General features: G+C 64.4%; 17 protein-coding genes. 9 read left to right on the top strand and 8 right to left on the bottom strand.

Translation table 11 applies throughout. The features are described 5' to 3' along the window. Positions 1-175 precede the first annotated feature (175 nt). Positions 176-1,459 carry a hypothetical protein gene (locus tag QMX96_RS17640; RefSeq protein ID WP_158255579.1) on the top strand — a complete coding sequence of 428 codons (1,284 nt, stop codon included), beginning with the start codon at positions 176-178 and terminating at the stop codon, positions 1,457-1,459. 71 nt (positions 1,460-1,530) lie between these two features. Here QMX96_RS17640 and QMX96_RS17635 read toward each other — a convergent pair whose 3' ends face one another. The 4 genes from QMX96_RS17635 to rpoE form a co-directional block, all read right to left on the bottom strand. Further along, entirely contained in the window at positions 1,531-2,961 is a 1,431-nt protein-coding gene (locus QMX96_RS17635; protein ID WP_043862030.1) for a DegQ family serine endoprotease, read from the bottom strand. 249 nt (positions 2,962-3,210) lie between these two features. Continuing rightward, positions 3,211-4,176, bottom strand: a complete 966-nt coding sequence (locus QMX96_RS17630) for a MucB/RseB C-terminal domain-containing protein (RefSeq protein ID WP_100633577.1) — start codon at positions 4,174-4,176, stop codon at positions 3,211-3,213. Between the two features lie 12 nt (positions 4,177-4,188). Then, positions 4,189-4,782 carry an RseA family anti-sigma factor gene (locus QMX96_RS17625; RefSeq protein ID WP_043862032.1) on the bottom strand — a complete coding sequence of 198 codons (594 nt, stop codon included), beginning with the start codon at positions 4,780-4,782 and terminating at the stop codon, positions 4,189-4,191. A gap of 31 nt (positions 4,783-4,813) precedes the next feature. Then, positions 4,814-5,395, bottom strand: a complete 582-nt coding sequence (gene rpoE, locus QMX96_RS17620) for an RNA polymerase sigma factor RpoE (protein WP_010220971.1) — start codon at positions 5,393-5,395, stop codon at positions 4,814-4,816. Between the two features lie 449 nt (positions 5,396-5,844). On the opposite strand from rpoE, the gene nadB reads away from it, so the two are divergent. Then, on the top strand, positions 5,845-7,461 hold the full coding sequence (nadB, locus tag QMX96_RS17615) for an L-aspartate oxidase (protein WP_253086758.1): 1,617 nt from the start codon (positions 5,845-5,847) through the stop codon (positions 7,459-7,461). Here the strand turns inward: nadB and QMX96_RS17610 are convergent. Both QMX96_RS17610 and QMX96_RS17605 read right to left on the bottom strand, forming a co-directional pair. After that, positions 7,430-7,882 carry a protein YgfX gene (locus QMX96_RS17610; protein ID WP_088515489.1) on the bottom strand — a complete coding sequence of 151 codons (453 nt, stop codon included), beginning with the start codon at positions 7,880-7,882 and terminating at the stop codon, positions 7,430-7,432. The genes nadB and QMX96_RS17610 overlap by 32 nt on opposite strands. Then, positions 7,866-8,123 carry a succinate dehydrogenase assembly factor 2 gene (locus QMX96_RS17605; RefSeq protein ID WP_043862035.1) on the bottom strand — a complete coding sequence of 86 codons (258 nt, stop codon included), beginning with the start codon at positions 8,121-8,123 and terminating at the stop codon, positions 7,866-7,868. The genes QMX96_RS17610 and QMX96_RS17605 overlap by 17 nt, the downstream gene beginning before the upstream one ends. A 134-nt stretch (positions 8,124-8,257) precedes the next feature. On the opposite strand from QMX96_RS17605, the gene QMX96_RS17600 reads away from it, so the two are divergent. Both QMX96_RS17600 and QMX96_RS17595 read left to right on the top strand, forming a co-directional pair. Next, a complete protein-coding gene (locus tag QMX96_RS17600; RefSeq protein ID WP_282362116.1) occupies positions 8,258-9,199 on the top strand; it encodes a folate-binding protein YgfZ in 942 nt (313 codons plus the stop codon). Between the two features lie 58 nt (positions 9,200-9,257). After that, a complete protein-coding gene (locus QMX96_RS17595; protein WP_054914777.1) occupies positions 9,258-10,064 on the top strand; it encodes an HDOD domain-containing protein in 807 nt (268 codons plus the stop codon). Here the strand turns inward: QMX96_RS17595 and QMX96_RS17590 are convergent, their stop codons facing one another. Both QMX96_RS17590 and QMX96_RS17585 read right to left on the bottom strand, forming a co-directional pair. Then, positions 10,065-11,447 carry a sensor histidine kinase gene (locus QMX96_RS17590; RefSeq protein ID WP_123752815.1) on the bottom strand — a complete coding sequence of 461 codons (1,383 nt, stop codon included), beginning with the start codon at positions 11,445-11,447 and terminating at the stop codon, positions 10,065-10,067. Beyond that, complete coding sequence (locus tag QMX96_RS17585) at positions 11,440-12,111, bottom strand: response regulator (protein ID WP_043860096.1); 672 nt, start codon at positions 12,109-12,111, stop codon at positions 11,440-11,442. Before QMX96_RS17585 ends, QMX96_RS17590 begins: the two co-directional genes overlap by 8 nt. Positions 12,112-12,313: 202 nt before the next feature. On the opposite strand from QMX96_RS17585, the gene QMX96_RS17580 reads away from it, so the two are divergent. The 5 genes from QMX96_RS17580 to QMX96_RS17560 all read left to right on the top strand — a co-directional run bounded on the left by QMX96_RS17580 (position 12,314) and on the right by QMX96_RS17560 (position 17,757). Beyond that, positions 12,314-13,603: an OprD family porin gene (locus QMX96_RS17580; protein WP_116052190.1), complete on the top strand. Its 1,290-nt coding sequence runs from the start codon at positions 12,314-12,316 to the stop codon at positions 13,601-13,603. A 35-nt stretch (positions 13,604-13,638) separates the two neighbouring features. Then, a complete protein-coding gene (locus QMX96_RS17575) occupies positions 13,639-14,619 on the top strand; it encodes a tripartite tricarboxylate transporter substrate binding protein (RefSeq protein WP_043860094.1) in 981 nt (326 codons plus the stop codon). Positions 14,620-14,746: 127 nt separating this feature from the next. After that, positions 14,747-15,205: a tripartite tricarboxylate transporter TctB family protein gene (locus QMX96_RS17570; protein WP_043860093.1), complete on the top strand. Its 459-nt coding sequence runs from the start codon at positions 14,747-14,749 to the stop codon at positions 15,203-15,205. Between the two features lies 1 nt (position 15,206). Then, positions 15,207-16,721 carry a tripartite tricarboxylate transporter permease gene (locus QMX96_RS17565; RefSeq protein ID WP_043860092.1) on the top strand — a complete coding sequence of 505 codons (1,515 nt, stop codon included), beginning with the start codon at positions 15,207-15,209 and terminating at the stop codon, positions 16,719-16,721. After that, complete coding sequence (locus QMX96_RS17560) at positions 16,714-17,757, top strand: AbrB family transcriptional regulator (RefSeq protein ID WP_282362115.1); 1,044 nt, start codon at positions 16,714-16,716, stop codon at positions 17,755-17,757. The genes QMX96_RS17565 and QMX96_RS17560 overlap by 8 nt, the downstream gene beginning before the upstream one ends. Positions 17,758-17,762: the final 5 nt, after the last annotated feature.

Genomic DNA, 17,762 nt, shown 5'->3' with positions numbered 1-17,762 from the left:
TCAACACTCAAAAAGGCTGCGGGGCGAACGCCCGCCGAAAAATAGCCGGGAATTGTACCTTATGAAGGGGCCAGCCGCCACGCCCGCCCCTCCAGTTTCATGGTGCCTGATATTTCTGTCAGTAGATGGCCGCTCGCGCAGACCCGAATATAGGGCACCAGACGGAGAAATGGCCATGGCACATGTTCAACCAGCAGTCCCCGGAAGCCCCGATACGAGCTTTGGTGACAACGGCGAGCGCTCCCTACCGCAAATTGCGGACACCGATCGTTTCATCACTGATGTGGCAATACACGATGACACAATCACCGTGTGTGGCCTGACCGGGGACCACGAGCAGTCCCGCTATACCTTGCTTCGCTTCGATGATAAAGGTGATCTGGACCCGACGTTCGGCAACAAAGGGATAGTGTTCGGAACATTCGACCCGGTGGCCGAATCGGGCGCGGAAGCCATCGTCGTCGATGCCAACGCGAAGATATGGATGCTGGGATGGGTGAACAGCGCCGGCAAGCCCCACAGACTGGTGATGGCACGTTTCGACGCGCAGGGCGCGCTGGACACCAGCTATGCCTCCCCCCACGGTTACCTTGCCCTGGATCAGGACAACAGCCTTCATCTGAAGCTGCACTCCACGTCACTCCAGCTGCGGGCCGGACACCTGCTCGCCAGTGCTACGCTGGAGTCGGATTGGCTGGCTACCCATGCTTGCGTCTATCGACTGGATCTTGCCGGCAATGCCGGTTTCCCGAGCGGTCAGTTCATCGAGATCACGCACCCTTCCGGGACGGTGCAGATCGCCAATGTCATTGCGCAGGAAAGTACATTTCTCGTTGCCGGAACCTTGCGCAACGGGCCTGAGACCCGAGGCTTCATCGCACGCTTCAGAAACGACGGCACACCCGACCCGTCCTTTGGCGACCGATACGGTTTCAAGCTGTATGAATCCCCGCTGTCGCGCTGGCTGCGCTGGTTGCCGCGCTGGCTCCGCTGGCTTGCTCCGCGTCGAAACGCCAACATCCGCTTCAACACACTGATTCAACGCCCCGATGGCCACCTGATCGTCGCGGGGAACCTGCCCGGCGAGCGCCCCGAAGACACCAACGCCATGACTTGGCAATTCGATGCCGAAGGTGTGAGGGACGCGACCTATAACCACGGCAACCCGACGGTGCTGACCTTCAACACGCACACCGAAGACGAATGGGAAGCCGCAGCGCTGCACCAGGACGGCAAGCTGGTGGTGTTTGGCCTGGGCGGTCAGCGCATCTACCGTGCCCGCTATACAGTCCATGGCCGACTGGATACTGCCTTTGGCAACCAAGGTATCGCCTTCCAGGACTACCCCAAGGACAGAAAGATGATCGCCGTCGCAATGACGCCCGCCGCCACACTGCTTGGCTTGAACAGCCAGCACGCATGGGGTTTCTCCGGTCTTCTGGCACGCTTTCGCAATTGACTGCGCGCCCATGAAAAAGCCCGACGCATCGGCGTCGGGCTTTTTCTTACCGCGACCTTCTCGGTCAGGCCTTACTCGGCCAGCTTGAAGGTGATGAAACTGGCACGGCCCTGACGCAGCACGCGCATCGACACCGAACGGTTCTTCGGCAGTTCCTTGGCGATTTCGGTGAAGTTCTTCGCCGAAAGGATGGCCTGGTTGTTCAGGTGGCTGATGACGTCACCGGGACGCAGGCCGATCATCGCGGCCGGACCATCCTGCACTTCCTTGATGACCACGCCGCCCTTGAGCTCCAGAGTCTTTTTCTGCTCTGCAGTCAGGTCGGCTACCGATACGCCCAGGCGGTTGCTGCTGCGCTCGACGCCGCCATTGGCACCGGTGGTCACGTCCTGATCTTCATCGGGCAGTGCACCGATGGTCACGTCCAGGTTCTGGCGCTTGCCGTTGCGGATGATCTCCAGCTTGGCCTTGGCGCCATCTTTCAGGCCACCGACCAGGTGCGGCAGGTCAGCCGACATGACGATCGGCTGACCGTTCATGCTCAGGATCACGTCGCCCACCTGCAGGCCGCCCTTGGCTGCCGGACCATCTTCCAGCACCTGGGCCACCAATGCGCCGGCCGGTTTGTCCAGGCCGAAGGATTCGGCCAGGTCCTTGTTGACCTCCTGGATCACCACGCCCAGCCAGCCACGGCTGACCTTGCCGTCCTTTTTCAGCTGGTTGGAAACATCCAGTGCAACATCGATCGGGATAGCGAACGACAGGCCCATGAAGCCACCCGAGCGGGTGAAGATCTGCGAGTTGATGCCGACCACTTCGCCATTCATGTTGAACAGCGGGCCACCGGAGTTACCCGGGTTGATCGCAACGTCGGTCTGGATGAACGGCACGTAGGTGTCGTTGGGCAGGGTGCGGCCCTTGGCGCTGACGATACCCTTGGTCACCGAGTGATCGAAGCCGAACGGCGAACCGATGGCCAGCACCCACTCGCCCACCTTGAGTTTCTCGGAGTCGCCCAGCTTGACCGTGGGCAGGTTCTTGCCATCGACCTTCAGCAATGCCACGTCGGTACGCGGGTCGGTGCCGACCAGCTTGGCCTGCAGTTCGCTGCGGTCGGACAGGCGCACGATGATTTCATCGGCATCGGCCACCACGTGGTTGTTGGTGAGGATGTAGCCGTCGGCCGAAATGATGAAGCCCGAACCCAGCGACTGGGCCTCGCGCTGACGATCGCCACGGGGTGAGCGCGGGGCTTGCGGCATGTTGCGCTCGAAGAACTCGCGGAACATCGGCGGCAGGCCTTCGAGGTCTGGCATCTGACCCGCAGCATACTTGCGATCAGGCAGCTTCTGCTTGGTACTGATGTTGACCACCGCCGGCGAGGCCTGCTCGACCAGGGTGGTGAAATCAGGCAGGGCTTCGGCCTGGGCGTTGAGCACCTGCCCGAGCATGAGCACGGCGGCGAACAGCGACAGATAGGATTTCAAGCGAGGTATTGACATACGGCTCCCGTCACAACGAGCGTGGTTAAGCAGTAGGGACCAGCCAACGCACAAAGCCCGGCAACATCCTCGAAAGGCTGCGACCAGGCTCGGTGGATCGGCATTGTTGATGCTGCAACAGCAGTAAAGGCCAGCCCCCGAAAGAACTGACCTATAGATAAATCTGGAGAATTTTGCAAATTCGAAGGCTTACGAATCATGTCAACGCCTTGGCGGCCCATCGATCATCAACGCATTACCTGTGGCTCGTCATTGGCTGGCGTGGGCGTCTTGGGCACGCATCGACAAGGCGACCCGCTCGGCAGTACCGATGGGGATCTCACCTACCACAGTGACCACCACATCCCCCTTGGGCGTGGTCAGCCGGCGCGAAACCGCGACCGTCGGGCCAAGCTGGGTACGGGCGTCGATGCCCGAATTGCCTGCAACCGGCTCCAAGAACACCGAGAAGCGTGCCAGGCCATCATCGTACATCAGGCTGCTGACGGTGCTCTTGTGCTCCGGATCCTTGCGTACCGCGCTGTTGACCAGCTCGAAGCCGGGTGGCAACCAGTCGGAACGCCATCCCGATGCGGCCTCGGCAACCTGCTGAGTGGCCTGGGCCACCGCCTTGCAGTTGCTGCTGGGCTGCAGTTGGGCATCGTCCGGCGCCTTGTCGGTCTCCAACCGGGTGAACTGGAAGCGCTCCAGCAGTTGCTCCTTGTCGTTGAGCAGCAACGACTTGAGGGGCAAACCCGACTGTCGATCCAGGTGCAGCTCGAAGGCATAACGATGCTGATCGCGCGGCCTGAGGGTGATGATCTCGACCTCGCGACCGGCCACCCGGGAGCGCCCTGCCACACTCAGGTCGTACCAGTTCATCAGCTTCAAGGGGTCCAGTACACGGGGCGAAGACTGCGCCGCATTGCCCACTCCGCGGGCCAGGGCGCCGCTCACGCACTGGGTACGTCCATCTACCCGCACAACCTCAAGGGCTGGGCCATCGAGTTGCAACAAGCGTTCACGAACCTTGCCCTCCTGCACCCGATGCCAGATGTCATGGGTGGAAAAGCTGCCGTTACGCTCGTAGACGAAAGTACCCTGATAACTCTGCTGCTGCTCGGCCTTGGCCAGACGGTTGAGCCAGTCTGCGGCATCAGTGGAGGAGTTGGCGGCCAGGGCCGGCACCGACAGACATCCTCCGAGCAAGAGCGGTAGTAGAGTTGGCGCGCGCATGATCCTCCTTACTCAGCGATTTTCCAGGCTGGCCGCACGGGCATAAGGCAGAGCACTTTCAGTCCCTTCCACGGCGGCTTCCTGAGCATGCTGGCGCAGGTAGCCCGGCAGACGTTCGTCCTGCCAGCCGCTTTGACCTTGCAGCACGCCATTTGCCATTGGGCCGGTCGGCTGTTCGGCACTCTCGGTGTAGCCTGCCAGTACTGCCGGGCCTTGCACCTGAGGTACGGTCACGCCTTGCTGCACAGGCTGCTGGGCAGCCAGTTGGGCACCGCTGATGTCGTCCTGGTTGTACAGGCGCACACCTGCCAGTACTGCAACGGTCACCGAAGCTGCAACAGCCAGACGACCCAGGCTGCGCCATGGACCACGGGCAACCTTGACCGGCGTGGCTTCGTCAGCCAGTGCGGCACTGACCGCGGCGGCGATATCCAGTTTTGGCAGCAGCAGTTCCTTGTGCATCGCTGCTCGGGCAACCTGGTAACGCGACCAGGTGGCACGGGTTTCATTGTCGTCGACGGCATTCAATACCCGACGCAACTCCAGTTCGTCCGCTTCGTTATCCATCACCGCGGACAGCGATTCCTGCAAAGCTTCACGACTCATGGCGGTTCCTCTCTTGGCTGTCGCCGCTGTCTCAGGTTTCCTGCAACAACGGCTGCAGGGCTTTATCTATGGCCTCCCGAGCGCGGAAAATTCGAGAGCGCACGGTACCCACCGGACACTGCATGACGCTCGCAATGTCCTCGTAACTCAGACCATCGAATTCACGTAAAGTTAACGCCGTACGCAAATCTTCTGGCAGCTGCTGGATGGTTCGGTGGACGGTGCCCTCGATTTCATCTCGTAACAGCGCGCGCTCTGGTGACTCGAGATCCTTGAGGCCATGATCGCCATCGTAAAATTCCGCATCCTCGGAACTGACATCACTGTCTGGCGGCCGTCGACCGCGGGATACCAGATAGTTTTTCGCCGTGTTGATCGCAATGCGGTACAGCCAGGTATAAAACGCACTGTCGCCACGGAAATTGCCAAGCGCACGGTAAGCCTTGATGAACGCTTCCTGTGCCACATCCTGGGCTTCATGGGTGTCGTGCACAAAACGCACGATCAACCCGAGAATCTTGTGCTGATACTTCAGCACCAACAGATCAAACGCTCGCCTGTCGCCACGCTGCACGCGCTCGACAAGCTGCTGATCCTCTTCCTGGGTTAGCATGAACACTCCTCGGTGGACCTGGAGGAGTGCTGCAGCGGCCATCGTTCAGGCTTGCAACCATAGACTCGGGCTTTTCGCAAAAGTTCTCCCCTCCAAGCAAGTTTCCTGCGGCCCTTGAACGGCTCGCACGAAAAACGCAGCACGGTCACGGCCGGCTGCGTCAATATTCTGGTCTCGTGTACGCAGGCAGAGCCGATATCAGCCCCAGGCCTCCCGTCGCCGCCGCGTCCTGGCATGCAGGCAACCTTCTATGGATAGGCAGGGTTCCAGGAAAGTTCCCACATGCAAGCATCAGGTCGCACCGCACGTCATGGAAATCAGGCCCTCGAGGCTGTTATAAAGGCAACCCAGCCCGTTTCACGATAGTTTCACAATGCCATAAACACCTGACTATTGTGCCGATACCCCCGTCCTTATACTAGTGGTCGCCTCGCTCGGATATCCCTGACATGAGCCAACAATTCCAACATGACGTTCTGGTGATCGGCAGCGGTGCCGCCGGCCTGAGCCTGGCCCTGAACCTGCCGGCGCACCTGCGCATCGCCGTACTGAGCAAAGGCGAGCTGGCCAACGGCTCGACCTTCTGGGCACAGGGCGGTGTTGCCGCCGTGCTCGACGACACCGACACGGTACAGTCCCACGTGGAGGATACGCTCAATGCCGGCGGCGGGCTGTGTCATGAAGACGCGGTGCGCTATACGGTCGAGCACAGTCGCGAGGCGATCCAGTGGCTGATCGACCAGGGCGTGCCGTTTACCCGTGACGAACAGGCCGGCGTCGATGAACGCGGCTTCGAGTTCCACCTGACCCGCGAGGGCGGCCACAGCCACCGGCGCATCATCCACGCGGCCGACGCCACTGGCGCGGCGATTTTCACCACGTTGCTGGAGCAGGCCCGCCAGCGCCCGAACATCGAGCTTCTGGAACAGCGCGTGGCGGTCGACCTGATCACCGAACGGCGCCTGGGCCAGGCCGGCGAGCGCTGCCTGGGGGCCTATGTGCTCAACCGTGCCAGCGGCGAGGTCGACACCTTTGGCGCCCGCTTCACCGCGCTGGCCACCGGCGGGGCGGCCAAGGTCTACCTCTATACCAGCAACCCGGACGGCGCCTGCGGCGACGGGATCGCCATGGCCTGGCGCGCCGGCTGCCGGGTGGCGAACCTGGAGTTCAACCAGTTCCACCCCACCTGCCTGTACCACCCGCAGGCCAAGAGCTTCCTGATCACAGAAGCACTGCGCGGTGAAGGCGCCCTGCTCAAGCTGCCCAGCGGCGAGCGCTTCATGCCGCGCTTCGACCCGCGCGCCGAACTCGCCCCGCGCGACATCGTGGCCCGCGCCATCGACCATGAGATGAAGCGCCTGGGCGTCGACTGCGTGTACCTGGACATCAGCCACAAGCCTGCGGAGTTCGTCAAAAGCCACTTCCCGACCGTGTACGAACGCTGCCTCACCTTCGGTATCGACATCACCACCCAGCCGATCCCGGTGGTACCGGCGGCGCACTACACCTGTGGCGGCGTGATGGTCGACGACCACGGCCAGACCGACGTACCGGGGCTCTATGCCATTGGCGAAACCAGCTTCACCGGCCTGCACGGTGCCAACCGCATGGCCAGCAACTCGCTGCTCGAATGTTTCGTCTACGGCCGCTCGGCGGCAGCCGACATCCTCGCCAGGCTCGACAGCGTGGCCATGCCCCAGGCCCTGCCCTGCTGGGATGCCAGCCAGGTCACCGATTCGGACGAAGATGTGATCATTGCGCACAACTGGGACGAGCTGCGCCGGTTCATGTGGGACTACGTCGGCATCGTGCGCACCAGCAAGCGCCTGCAGCGCGCCCAGCACCGGGTACGGCTGCTGCTGGACGAAATCGACGAGTTCTACAGCAACTACAAGGTCAGCCGCGACCTGATCGAGCTGAGGAACCTTGCCCAGGTAGCGGAGCTGATGATCCGCTCGGCCATGCAGCGCAAGGAAAGCCGGGGCCTGCACTACACCCTGGACTACCCGGACATGCTGCCCGAAGCTCTGGACACTATTCTACGGCCGCCCACCTACGCCGACTGAACTTCAACCGCAAGCGCAGGCGCCGGTGCAGCACCGGTTCCAGCGCATCGGGGGCGATGCACTGGCTCTGGCTGAACAGCCGCCCCGGCCGGCGATAACGCAGCACTACCAGGGCGGGCAAGGCGAGGCTGTCGCGGCGCAGTTGCACCTGCTGCCAGCCCGTGGCCGCGCTGAACAGGTGCCAGCCAGAAGGATCACGACGCAGGCCGGTGACGGCACGCGGGTGGGTAAGCAGGATATGCCGGGGCACGACCCAGGCTGCGTGTGCCAGGCAAAGCGCCAGGCCAAGCAGGGTCATGTATAGCGAAATGGCCAGCAGGCACAGCGCGATCAGCGCCAGCAACTGGCATGCGAGGTAGGCCGCCAGCAGGGCCCGCGAGCCCTGCCAGCGACACTCGAAGCGGTCACTTGGGCTGGACACGGTCCAGGATCATGCGCACCATGCGCTGCAGCTCAGGGTCGTCGGACTCGCTGCGTTCCATGAACCAGCCGAACATGTCCTGGTCTTCACAGGTCAGCAGCCGGACATAGAGCGCGCGGTCGACGTCGTTCAAGGTGCTGTACACCTCCTGGGTAAACGGCACCAGCAGCACGTCCAGCTCCAGCATGCCGCGGCGGCTATGCCAGAAGAGCCGGTTGAGTTCAGATTGTTCGACGACCATGGAGCCCTCCTCAAATTGGCCGCCAGTATACAGGCCGAGCCTGTGAACGGCACAAGGCGTTGGTCTAGGTCGGCTACCTATTTTGCCGACAGCACTCTATGATGACCCCCAGTCCTGATTACCTGCGAAGACCCATGGCCGACTCCGCTTTTTTCTGCCCCCTGTCCCACGAGGGCGTCCTCGCCGTCCGCGGCTCTGACGCCGGCAAGTTTCTGCAAGGTCAACTGACCTGCAACATCAATTACCTCGACGAGCACACCTCCAGCCTCGGCGCGCGCTGCATGGTCAAGGGGCGCATGCAGTCGAGCTTTCGCATCGTGCCCCACGCCGACGGCTTCGTACTGGCAATGACCCACGAACTGCTCGAGCCGCAACTGGCCGACCTGAAGAAGTACGCCGTGTTCTCCAAGGCCAAGCTCACCGACGAGAGCAGTGCCTGGGCGCGCTTCGGCCTGCAGCATGGCGACAAGGCGTTGCAGGCGCTGGGCATCGAGCCGCCGACGCAAGATGGCGCCATCAGCCGGCACGACCCCCTGTTCGCAATTGCCGTATCGCCGGGCCGCACCGAACTGTGGGTACCGGCCGAACAGGCCGCAGCCGTACGCGAGCAACTGGCCCAGCACCTCGACGAAGGCCCGCTGGACGCCTGGCTGCTGGGGCAGATCCGCGCCGGTATCGGCCAGGTGATGGCCCAGACCCGCGAGCTGTTCATCCCGCAGATGATCAACCTCCAGGCCGTGGGTGGCGTCAGCTTCAAGAAAGGTTGCTATACCGGACAGGAAATCGTCGCGCGCATGCAGTACCTGGGCAAGCTCAAGCGTCGCCTGTATCGCCTGGCCCTGGCCGAGGGCACTGCTCCGGCCCCTGGCACCGAGGTGTTCTCCCCTACCCATGCCTCCTCGGTGGGTGAGGTGGTGCTGGCCGCCACGAGCGCGCAGGGCAGCGAGCTGCTGGCGGTGCTGACTGCCGATGCGGTAGCAGACGACAACCTGCATCTGGGCAGCCCCGAGGGCCCGCGCCTGGAACTGCTGAGCCTGCCTTACGAACTGGACCGCGATCGCGAAATCCAGCGCTGAGCCCACCTGCCCCGCCGCGTGTGGCGGTGGGGCCCCTGAATGCGCTAGAGAATCCACGATGAACACGCTGGCCCAGATCGTTGAAGCACAATTGCTCAGCGCCATCGACAACGATGACCTGGTGCTGCCGACCTTGCCGGAAGTGGCCCTGAGCATCCGCGAAGCGGCTGAAGACAGCGAGATCAGCGTCAGCACCCTGAGCAAGGTGATCGGCCGCGACGCCGCGTTGTCGGCACGCCTGATCAAGGTGGTCAACAGCCCCTTGCTGCGTGCGGCCACCGAAGTCACCGACCTGCAGACCGCCATCACCCGCATGGGTATCAACTACAGCTGCAACCTGGCCATCGGCCTGGTGATCGAGCAGATCTTCCATGCGCGCTCACCGGTGGTCGAACAGAAAATGCGTGAAATATGGGCCAAGAGCCTGGAAGTGGCCGGCATCAGCTATGAGCTGTGTCTGCGCTTCACCCAGCTCAAGCCCGACCAGGGCGCCCTCGCCGGGCTGGTCCACCAGATCGGCGCATTGCCGATCCTGACCTATGCCGAAGAACACAACGAACTGCTCTCCGACCCGGTCTGCCTGAACCATGTGATCGACCTGATCCACCCGGTACTGGGCGACAAGATCCTCAGCGTGTGGGAATTTCCCGAGCAACTGGCCGGGCTGCCGAGCCTGTCGCAGAACCTGGAGCGCAGCACCGACAAGCTCGACTATGTCGACATCGTGCAGATCGCGCGCACCCTCAGCGATGGCAACGAACATGCCCTGGCGCGCCTGCCGGCGATGCGTCACCTGAAGCTGCCACCCAACAGCCACCTGCAGGTCAGCGAGTTGATCGGCGCCAAGCACATGTTTCGCGCCTGATCAGTCGCCCGGGTTGAAGCTGACCCGAACCTTGAGCCCGCCGCGCTCGCCATCGTGCAGGCTGATCTGCGCCAGGTGCGCGCGGCAGATCTCACCGACGATGGCCAGCCCCAGGCCGGTGCCCTGCGCACTGCGCCGATAGAAGCGTTCGAACACCCGCTCGCGCTCCTGCGGGGGAATCCCCGGCCCGTCGTCCTCCACCTCCAGCACCGCAGGGGCCGTCACCCGCAGAATCACGTTGCCATTGGTCGGGGTGTGCGCCAGGGCGTTGTCCACCAGGTTGCTCAGCAATTCGTTGAGCAGCGTCGGCTCGCCGCGTATCCACACCGGCGCCTGTGCTTCCAGTGCCAATGCCACACCCCGTGCATGCGCCAGCGGCGCCATGGCCATGCCCAGCTCGCGGGCCAGCTGGCTGAGGTCGAGCAACTGTGCACCGCCCTCGGCAATGGCGCGCGCACCGTTCTCCACCCGTGCCAGGGACAGCAGCTGGTTGGCCAGGTGGGTCAGCTTGTCGGTGCCCTGGGCCGCCAGTTCGAGCGTGGTGCGCCACTCCTGCGGGTCCTTGGCGCGCAGGCCCAGTTCCACCCGCGCCTTGAGTGCCGCCAGGGGGGTGCGCAACTCGTGCGCGGCGTCGGCGATGAACTGTGCCTGGCGCTCGAACTGGCCCCGCAGGCGCTCGGTGAAGTGATTCAGTGCACGCACCAGCGGCCCCAGCTCGCGTTGAACCTGAACCACCGGCAGGGCGCGCAGGTCGTCGGGCTGGCGTTCTTCCACGGCGCTGCGCAGGCGCTCCAGCGGGCGCAATGCGGCGCTGACCGCAAACCACACCAGCAGCAACGCCCCCATCGCCAGCATGCCCAGGCGCAGCAGGGTATCGGCCATCAGGCTGCGGGCCATGCTCACGCGCGCCTCTTCGGTTTCGGCCACGCGGATCTCCGCCATGCCGTTCATGTTCGGCTCGCTCACCGCCTTGAGCAGGCTGACTACCCGCACGTCCTGGCCCAGGTAGCGCGCATCGTAGAAGCGCGCCAGGGCCGGATAGTCATCGGTACGCGGGGTATCGGGCGGCGGTGCGGGCAGGTTTTCGTAGCCGGAAATCAGGCGTTGATGGATGTCGTTGACCTGGTAGTAGATCCGCCCCGCGCTGTCGTAGGCAAAGGTGTCCAATGCCACGTAGGGCACATCGGCGCTGAGGGTGCCGTCGCGTTGCGAGAGCCCTGCGGCGATGGTGCGCGCCGAGGCCAGCAGGGTACGGTCATAGGCGGTGTCGGCGGCCTCGCGACCGTTCCAGTAGGCACTCAGCCCGCTGGCCACCATCAGCACCACCAGCAGCAGGGCGAGGTTCCACAGCAGGCGCCCGCGCAGGCTGCCGGCGTCACGCATCACGGTGCTCGAGCAGATAGCCCAGCCCACGGAAGGTGACGATCGCCACGGCATGACCGTCGAGCTTCTTGCGCAGGCGGTGCACGTAGATCTCGATGGCGTCGGGGCTGGCCTCCTCGTCCAGGCCGAACACCTGCGCCGCCAGTTGCTCCTTGCTCATCACCCTGCCAGGGCGGGCGATCAGCGCCTCGAGCACGGCCTGTTCGCGGGAGGTCAGGGCCAACAGCTCGCCCCCCAGGGTGAAGCGCCGGGTATCCAGGTCGTAGACCAGCGGGCCGCAGGTCTGCTGGCGCTCGCCACCGAGCACGCTGCGGCGCAGCAGGGCCTTGACCCGCGCCTCCAGCTCGGTCAGTTCGAACGGCTTGGCCAGGTAGTCGTCAGCCCCCAGGTTCAGGCCGTGCACCCGGTCCTTGACGTCGCTGCGGGCGGTCAGCATCAGCACCGGCACGGTCTTGCCGCGGGCCCGCAGGCGCGCCAGCACCTCGAAGCCGTCCATGCGCGGCAGGCCCACATCGAGCACCGCCACGGCATATTCCTCGCTGGCCAGGGCCAGGTCGGCAGCAACTCCATCGTGCAGCACATCCACCGTCAGGCCTGTGCTCTTGAGGGCCTGGGCCACGCTCTCAGCCAGTTGCAGATGGTCTTCGACGAGCAGTACACGCATCGATTTCTCCTGGTCGTGTCGCGTTCAATGGCGCGGAGTTTACAGCGCGGCGGGCGCCTGTGAAGCCATCGAAACATTGAAAGGCCACTGAAAGGTTAGCGAAAGGTTGAGCCCCTAGCATCGCCTGACGGCCCGTTGTACAGGCCGTAGATCGAACCGAAGCGTTCGACCCGAATAAGAACAATAACGGAGTCACCCCACGATGCTGTCCACCCAGCCTCAGGCGCCTGCGCCTGCCCGTCGCCTGCACCCTCGTCCCTCTGCCATCGCCAGTGCCCTCGCCTTTGTCGGCGTCGCCCCGCTGAGCCAGGCCGCGTTCATCGAAGACAGCACCGCCACCTTCGAAACACGCACCATGTACTTCAACCGCGATTTCCACAATGAGCCCAGCACCACGCAATCCAAGCGCGAGGAATGGGCCCAGGGCTTCATGCTCAACCTGGAATCGGGCTACACCGAAGGCACCGTCGGCTTCGGCGTCGACGCCCTGGGCATGCTCGGGGTCAAGCTCGACTCCGGCAAGGGCCGCACCGGCACCGGCCTGCTGCCGACCCATGACGACGGGCGCGCCGCCGACGAGTACTCCAAGCTCGGCCTGACCGGCAAGGTCAAGGTGTCGGCCACCGAGCTGAAGGTCGGTACGCTGATCCCGCAAACGCCCACCCTGCGCCCCAACGACGGGCGCATCCTGCCGCAGACCTTCGAGGGCGGGCTGCTGACCTCCCAGGAAATCAGGCACCTGACCTTCACCGGTGGCCGCCTTGAAAAGGTCAAGGACCGCAACGACACCAACAAGGAAGACATCGCCCTCAACAACAAGAACGGTCGCTTCCTGGGCACGGCCGAAGGCAACCATTTCGACATGGCCGGAGTGGACTACAAGCTCACCGACCGCATCACCGGCAGCTATCACTTCGCCCAGCTCGACGACGTGTACCGCCAGCACTTCGTCGGCCTGCTCGCGACCCAGCCGTTCGGCCCGGGCACCTTCGGCGCCGATGTGCGTGTGGCGTTCAGCGGCGACCAGGGCCAGGCCCGCGGCGGCAGGATCGACAACACCGCCTTCGGCAGCCTGTTCAGCTATGCCCTCGGCGGCCACAAGCTGAGCACCGGCTACCAGCGCCTGTCGGGCGACAGCGCCTTCCCCTACGTCGATGGCGCCGACCCCTACCTGGTCAACTTCGTGCAGATCAACGACTTCGCCCAGGCCGACGAGCGCTCCTGGCAAGTGCGCTACGACTACGACTTCGCCAAGCTCGGCGTACCCGGCCTGAGCTTCATGAGCCGCTACCTCAGTGGCGACAACGTCAGCCGCGCCGGCGGTGGCGAAGGCAAGGAGTGGGAGCGCAATACCGAATTCAAGTACGTGGTACAGAGCGGCGCCCTGAAGAACGTCGCCGTGCGCCTGCGTAACGCCACCTTCCGTTCCAACTTCTCCCGCGACGCCGACGAAGTGCGGCTGCTGGTGAGCTACAGCGTGGCGCTTTGGTAATCCGCCCATAACAACAATGTTCACGGAGACTGACGATGACTTTTTCACTGCGCAAGATCGCCCTGGCCACCGGCTGCCTGCTGCTGGCCGGCAACGTGCTGGCCGCCGAACCCAAACGCCCCGAGTGCATTGCCCCGGCCTCGCCCGGCGGCGGCTTTGACCTGACCTGCAAGCTGGTGCAGAGCGCGCTGCTCAACGAGAAGATCCTGAGCAAGCCGATGCGCGTCACCTACATGCCCGGCGGAGTCGGCGCGGTGGCCTACAACGCGGTGGTGGCCCAGCGCCCGGCCGACGCCGGCACGCTGGTGGCGTGGTCCAGCGGCTCGCTGCTGAACCTGGCCCAGGGCAAGTTCGGCCGCTTCGACGAGAACGCAGTGCGCTGGCTGGCAGCGGTAGGCACCAGCTACGGCGCCATCGCGGTGAAAAAGGACTCGCCCTACAAGACCCTCGATGACCTGGTGGCGGCACTGAAAAAAGACCCTGGCAAGGTGGTGATCGGCTCGGGCGGTACCGTTGGCAGCCAGGACTGGATGCAGACCGCACTGATTGCCAAGGCCGCCGGCATCAACCCGCGCGACCTGCGCTATGTGGCACTGGAAGGCGGCGGCGAGATTGCCACCGCATTGCTGGGCGGGCACATCCAGGTGGGCAGCACGGACATCTCCGACTCGATGCCGCACATCCAGAGCGGCGACATGCGCCTGCTGGCGGTGTTCTCCCCCGAACGCCTGGACGAGCCCGAGATGAAGGACATCCCTACCGCCAAGGAACAGGGCTACGACATCGTCTGGCCAGTAGTACGCGGGTTCTACCTGGGGCCGAAGGTGAGCGACGAGGACTACGCCTGGTGGAAGGCATCGTTCGACACGCTGCTGGCCTCGGATGAGTTCGACAAGTTGCGTGACCAGCGCGAGCTGTTCCCGTTCGCCATGACCGGTGAAGCGCTGGACGTGTATGTGAAGCAGCAGGTAGCGGACTACAAGGCACTGGCCCAGGAATTCGGACTGATCCAGTAACCCATCGCTTCACCTGTAGGAGCCGGCCTTGCCGGCGAATCACCGCGGTCCCGCCAGGTCGGTGGCGCGTCATTCGCCGGCAAGGCCGGCTCCTACGGGTGCAGGCTCGCCCTTCGAGGATTCCCCCATGATCCTGCAACGCCTTTTCGCCCTGACCCTACTGGCCGCCTGCGCCGCACTGGCCGTCATGGCCTGGCCCTACCAGGCCGCCTTCTCCTACGAACCGGTCGGCCCGCGCGCCTATCCGTTGCTGATGCTCGGCCTGATGGCCATCGCCCTGCTCTACCTGGCGATCCGTCCCACGCCCATCGTGCGCAAGGACGATGAACCAGAGCTGGACCGCGCCAGCCTGATCAAGATCGGCCTGTGCACCGGCCTGCTGCTGGTGTTCGCCGCCACCTTCGAATCCCTGGGCTTCATCCTCAGCAGCACGCTGATCGGCATCCCCATGGCGCGCCTGTACGGCGGACGCTGGCTGCCCAGTGCGGTCATCGTCGGATTGATGAGCATCGCCCTGTACCTGCTGTTCGACCGCGCCATGGATGTGCCCCTGCCCCTGGGCCTGCTCGACGTTCTGGAGAATTGACATGGATACTTTCAGCTACCTCGGCCAGGGCTTCGGCGTCGCCCTGAGCCCCTACAACCTGGTGACTGCACTGTGCGGCACCCTGATCGGTACGGTGGTCGGCCTGCTGCCAGGCCTGGGCCCGATCAACGGCGTGGCGCTGCTGATCCCCATCGCGTTCGCCCTGGGCCTGCCGCCGGAATCGGCGCTGATCCTGCTGGCCGCGGTGTACCTGGGCTGCGAATACGGCGGGCGCATCAGCTCGATCCTGCTCAACATCCCCGGTGAAGCCTCCACCGTGATGACCACCCTGGACGGCTACCCCATGGCTCGCCAGGGCCTGGCCGGGGTGGCGCTGTCGCTGTCGGCCTGGAGCTCGTTCATCGGTGCATTCATCGCCACCTGCGGCATGGTGCTGTTCGCCCCGCTGCTGGCCAAGTGGGCGATCGCCTTCGGCCCGGCGGAGTATTTCGTGCTGATGGTGTTCGCCATCGTGGCGCTGGGCGGCATGGCCGGCGACAAGCCGCTCAAGACCTTCATCGCCGCCCTGATCGGGCTGTTCCTTTCGGCCGTGGGCATCGACGCCAACAGCGGTGTGTACCGCTTCACCGGTGACAGCATCCACCTCACCGACGGCATCCAGTTCGTGGTGCTGGTGCTGGGCCTGTTCTCCATCAGCGAGATCCTGTTGCTGCTGGAAAAGACCCACCACGGGCACAAGGCCGTGGAAGCCACCGGACGCATGCTGTTCAACCTCAAGGAAGCCGCTTCGGTGTTCGTGGTGAACATCCGCTGCGGCCTGCTCGGCTTCTTCATGGGCGTGCTGCCCGGGGCCGGTGCGACCCTGGCCAGTGCCGTGGCGTACATGACCGAAAAACGCCTGGCCGGTGCCAGCGGCACCTTCGGCAAGGGTGACAAGCGCGGCCTGGCCGCTCCGGAAACCGCCATCGGCGCCTCCTGCTGCGGCGCCCTGGTGCCGATGCTGACCCTGGGCGTACCGGGCTCGGGTACCACGGCGGTGATGATCGGTGCCTTGAGCCTGTACAACATCACCCCCGGCCCGCTGCTGTTCGAACAGCAGCCGGATATCGTCTGGGGCCTGATCGCCTCGCTGTTCATCGCCAACATCATGCTGGTGATCCTCAACATCCCCATGGTGCGCCTGTTCACCCGCATCCTGTCGGTGCCCAACTGGGCGCTGGTGCCGGTGATCGCGATCATCACCGCGATCGGTGTGTATGCGGTGCATGCCACCACCTTCGACCTGTTCCTGATGATCGGCATCGGCATCTTCGGCTACATACTGCGCAAGCTGGACTTCCCGCTGTCGCCGCTGCTGCTGGGCTTCATTCTCGGCGGGCTGATGGAGCAGAACCTGCGCCGGGCGCTGTCGATCTCCAACGGTGAACTGGAGATTCTGTGGGCCAGCCCGATCAGCCTGGGGGTGTGGGCGATGGTCGCGTTGATGCTGACCCTGCCGCTGCTGCGTATCTGGCGCCGCCGCAGCGCCCAGCGTCGTGCCCTGGCCGATGTCTGAATCCACCTTGCGCACCTGGTGGGCCACTCCACTGGTCGGCCTGGCCGGCGGGTACCTCGCCAGCCTGGTCGGCTGGCCGCTGCCATGGATGGTCGGCTCGCTGCTGGCGGTGATTCTGGTGCGCTGCCTGACGCCCTGGCAGATCGGTGAAATACCCAACGGGCGCAAGTGCGGCCAGTGGATCATCGGCGTCGGCATCGGCCTGCACTTCACCCCCCAGGTGGTCGAACAGGTGGCCAGCCATTTCGGCTTGATCTTCTTCGGCGCGCTGATCACCAGCGTATCCAGCCTGATCGGCGTATGGCTGTTGCTGCGCACCGGTGAAGACCGGGCCACGGCGTTCTTTTCCAGCATGCCGGGCGGCTCGGGCGAGATGGTCAACCTGGGTGCACGCAACGGCGCAGTGCTCAGCCGCGTCGCCGCCGGGCAGAGCCTGCGGGTACTGGCGGTCGTGCTGTGCGTGCCCGCAGCGTTCAAGTTCCTGCTCGGCGACGGCGTACCGTTGAGCCATGCCGGCACGGTAGATGGTTACTGGCTGGCGTTGATCGCGCCGCTCGGGGTGCTGGCCGCACTGCTCTGGCAGCGCCTGCGCCAGCCCAACCCGTGGCTGTTCGGCCCGCTGCTGGTGGCCTCGAGCATCAGCATCGGCGCCAACCTGCACACCAGCCTGCCCGACGGCGCCAGCCAGCTCGGCCAGTGGCTGATCGGCAGCGGCCTGGGCTGTCACTTCAACCGCGCGTTCTTTCGTCGCGCGCCGTCGTTTCTGGGCCGTACCCTGGTCGCCACGGCGCTGACCATGCTGCTGGCGGGCCTCGCGGCCTGGGCCTTGAGCGCGTTGACGGCGCTGGACCTGCGCTCGCTGACCCTGGGCATGATGCCCGGCGGTATCGCCGAAATGAGCCTGACCGCCGAAACCCTGCAACTGTCGGTACCGCTGGTGACCGCGCTGCAGGTGATGCGCCTGCTGTTCGTGCTGTTTCTGGCCGAGCCGTTGTTCCGGCACTGGGCGGGCGAACGAACATCCGCCAACCCCTGAAACGA

The organism is Pseudomonas sp. PS01300 (genome assembly GCF_029960155.1).
GTDB classification, from domain to species: Bacteria; Pseudomonadota; Gammaproteobacteria; order Pseudomonadales; family Pseudomonadaceae; genus Aquipseudomonas; species Aquipseudomonas palmensis.
The sequence above is the reverse complement of the archived record's forward strand: the minus strand, read 5'-3'. Positions and strand labels throughout refer to the sequence as shown.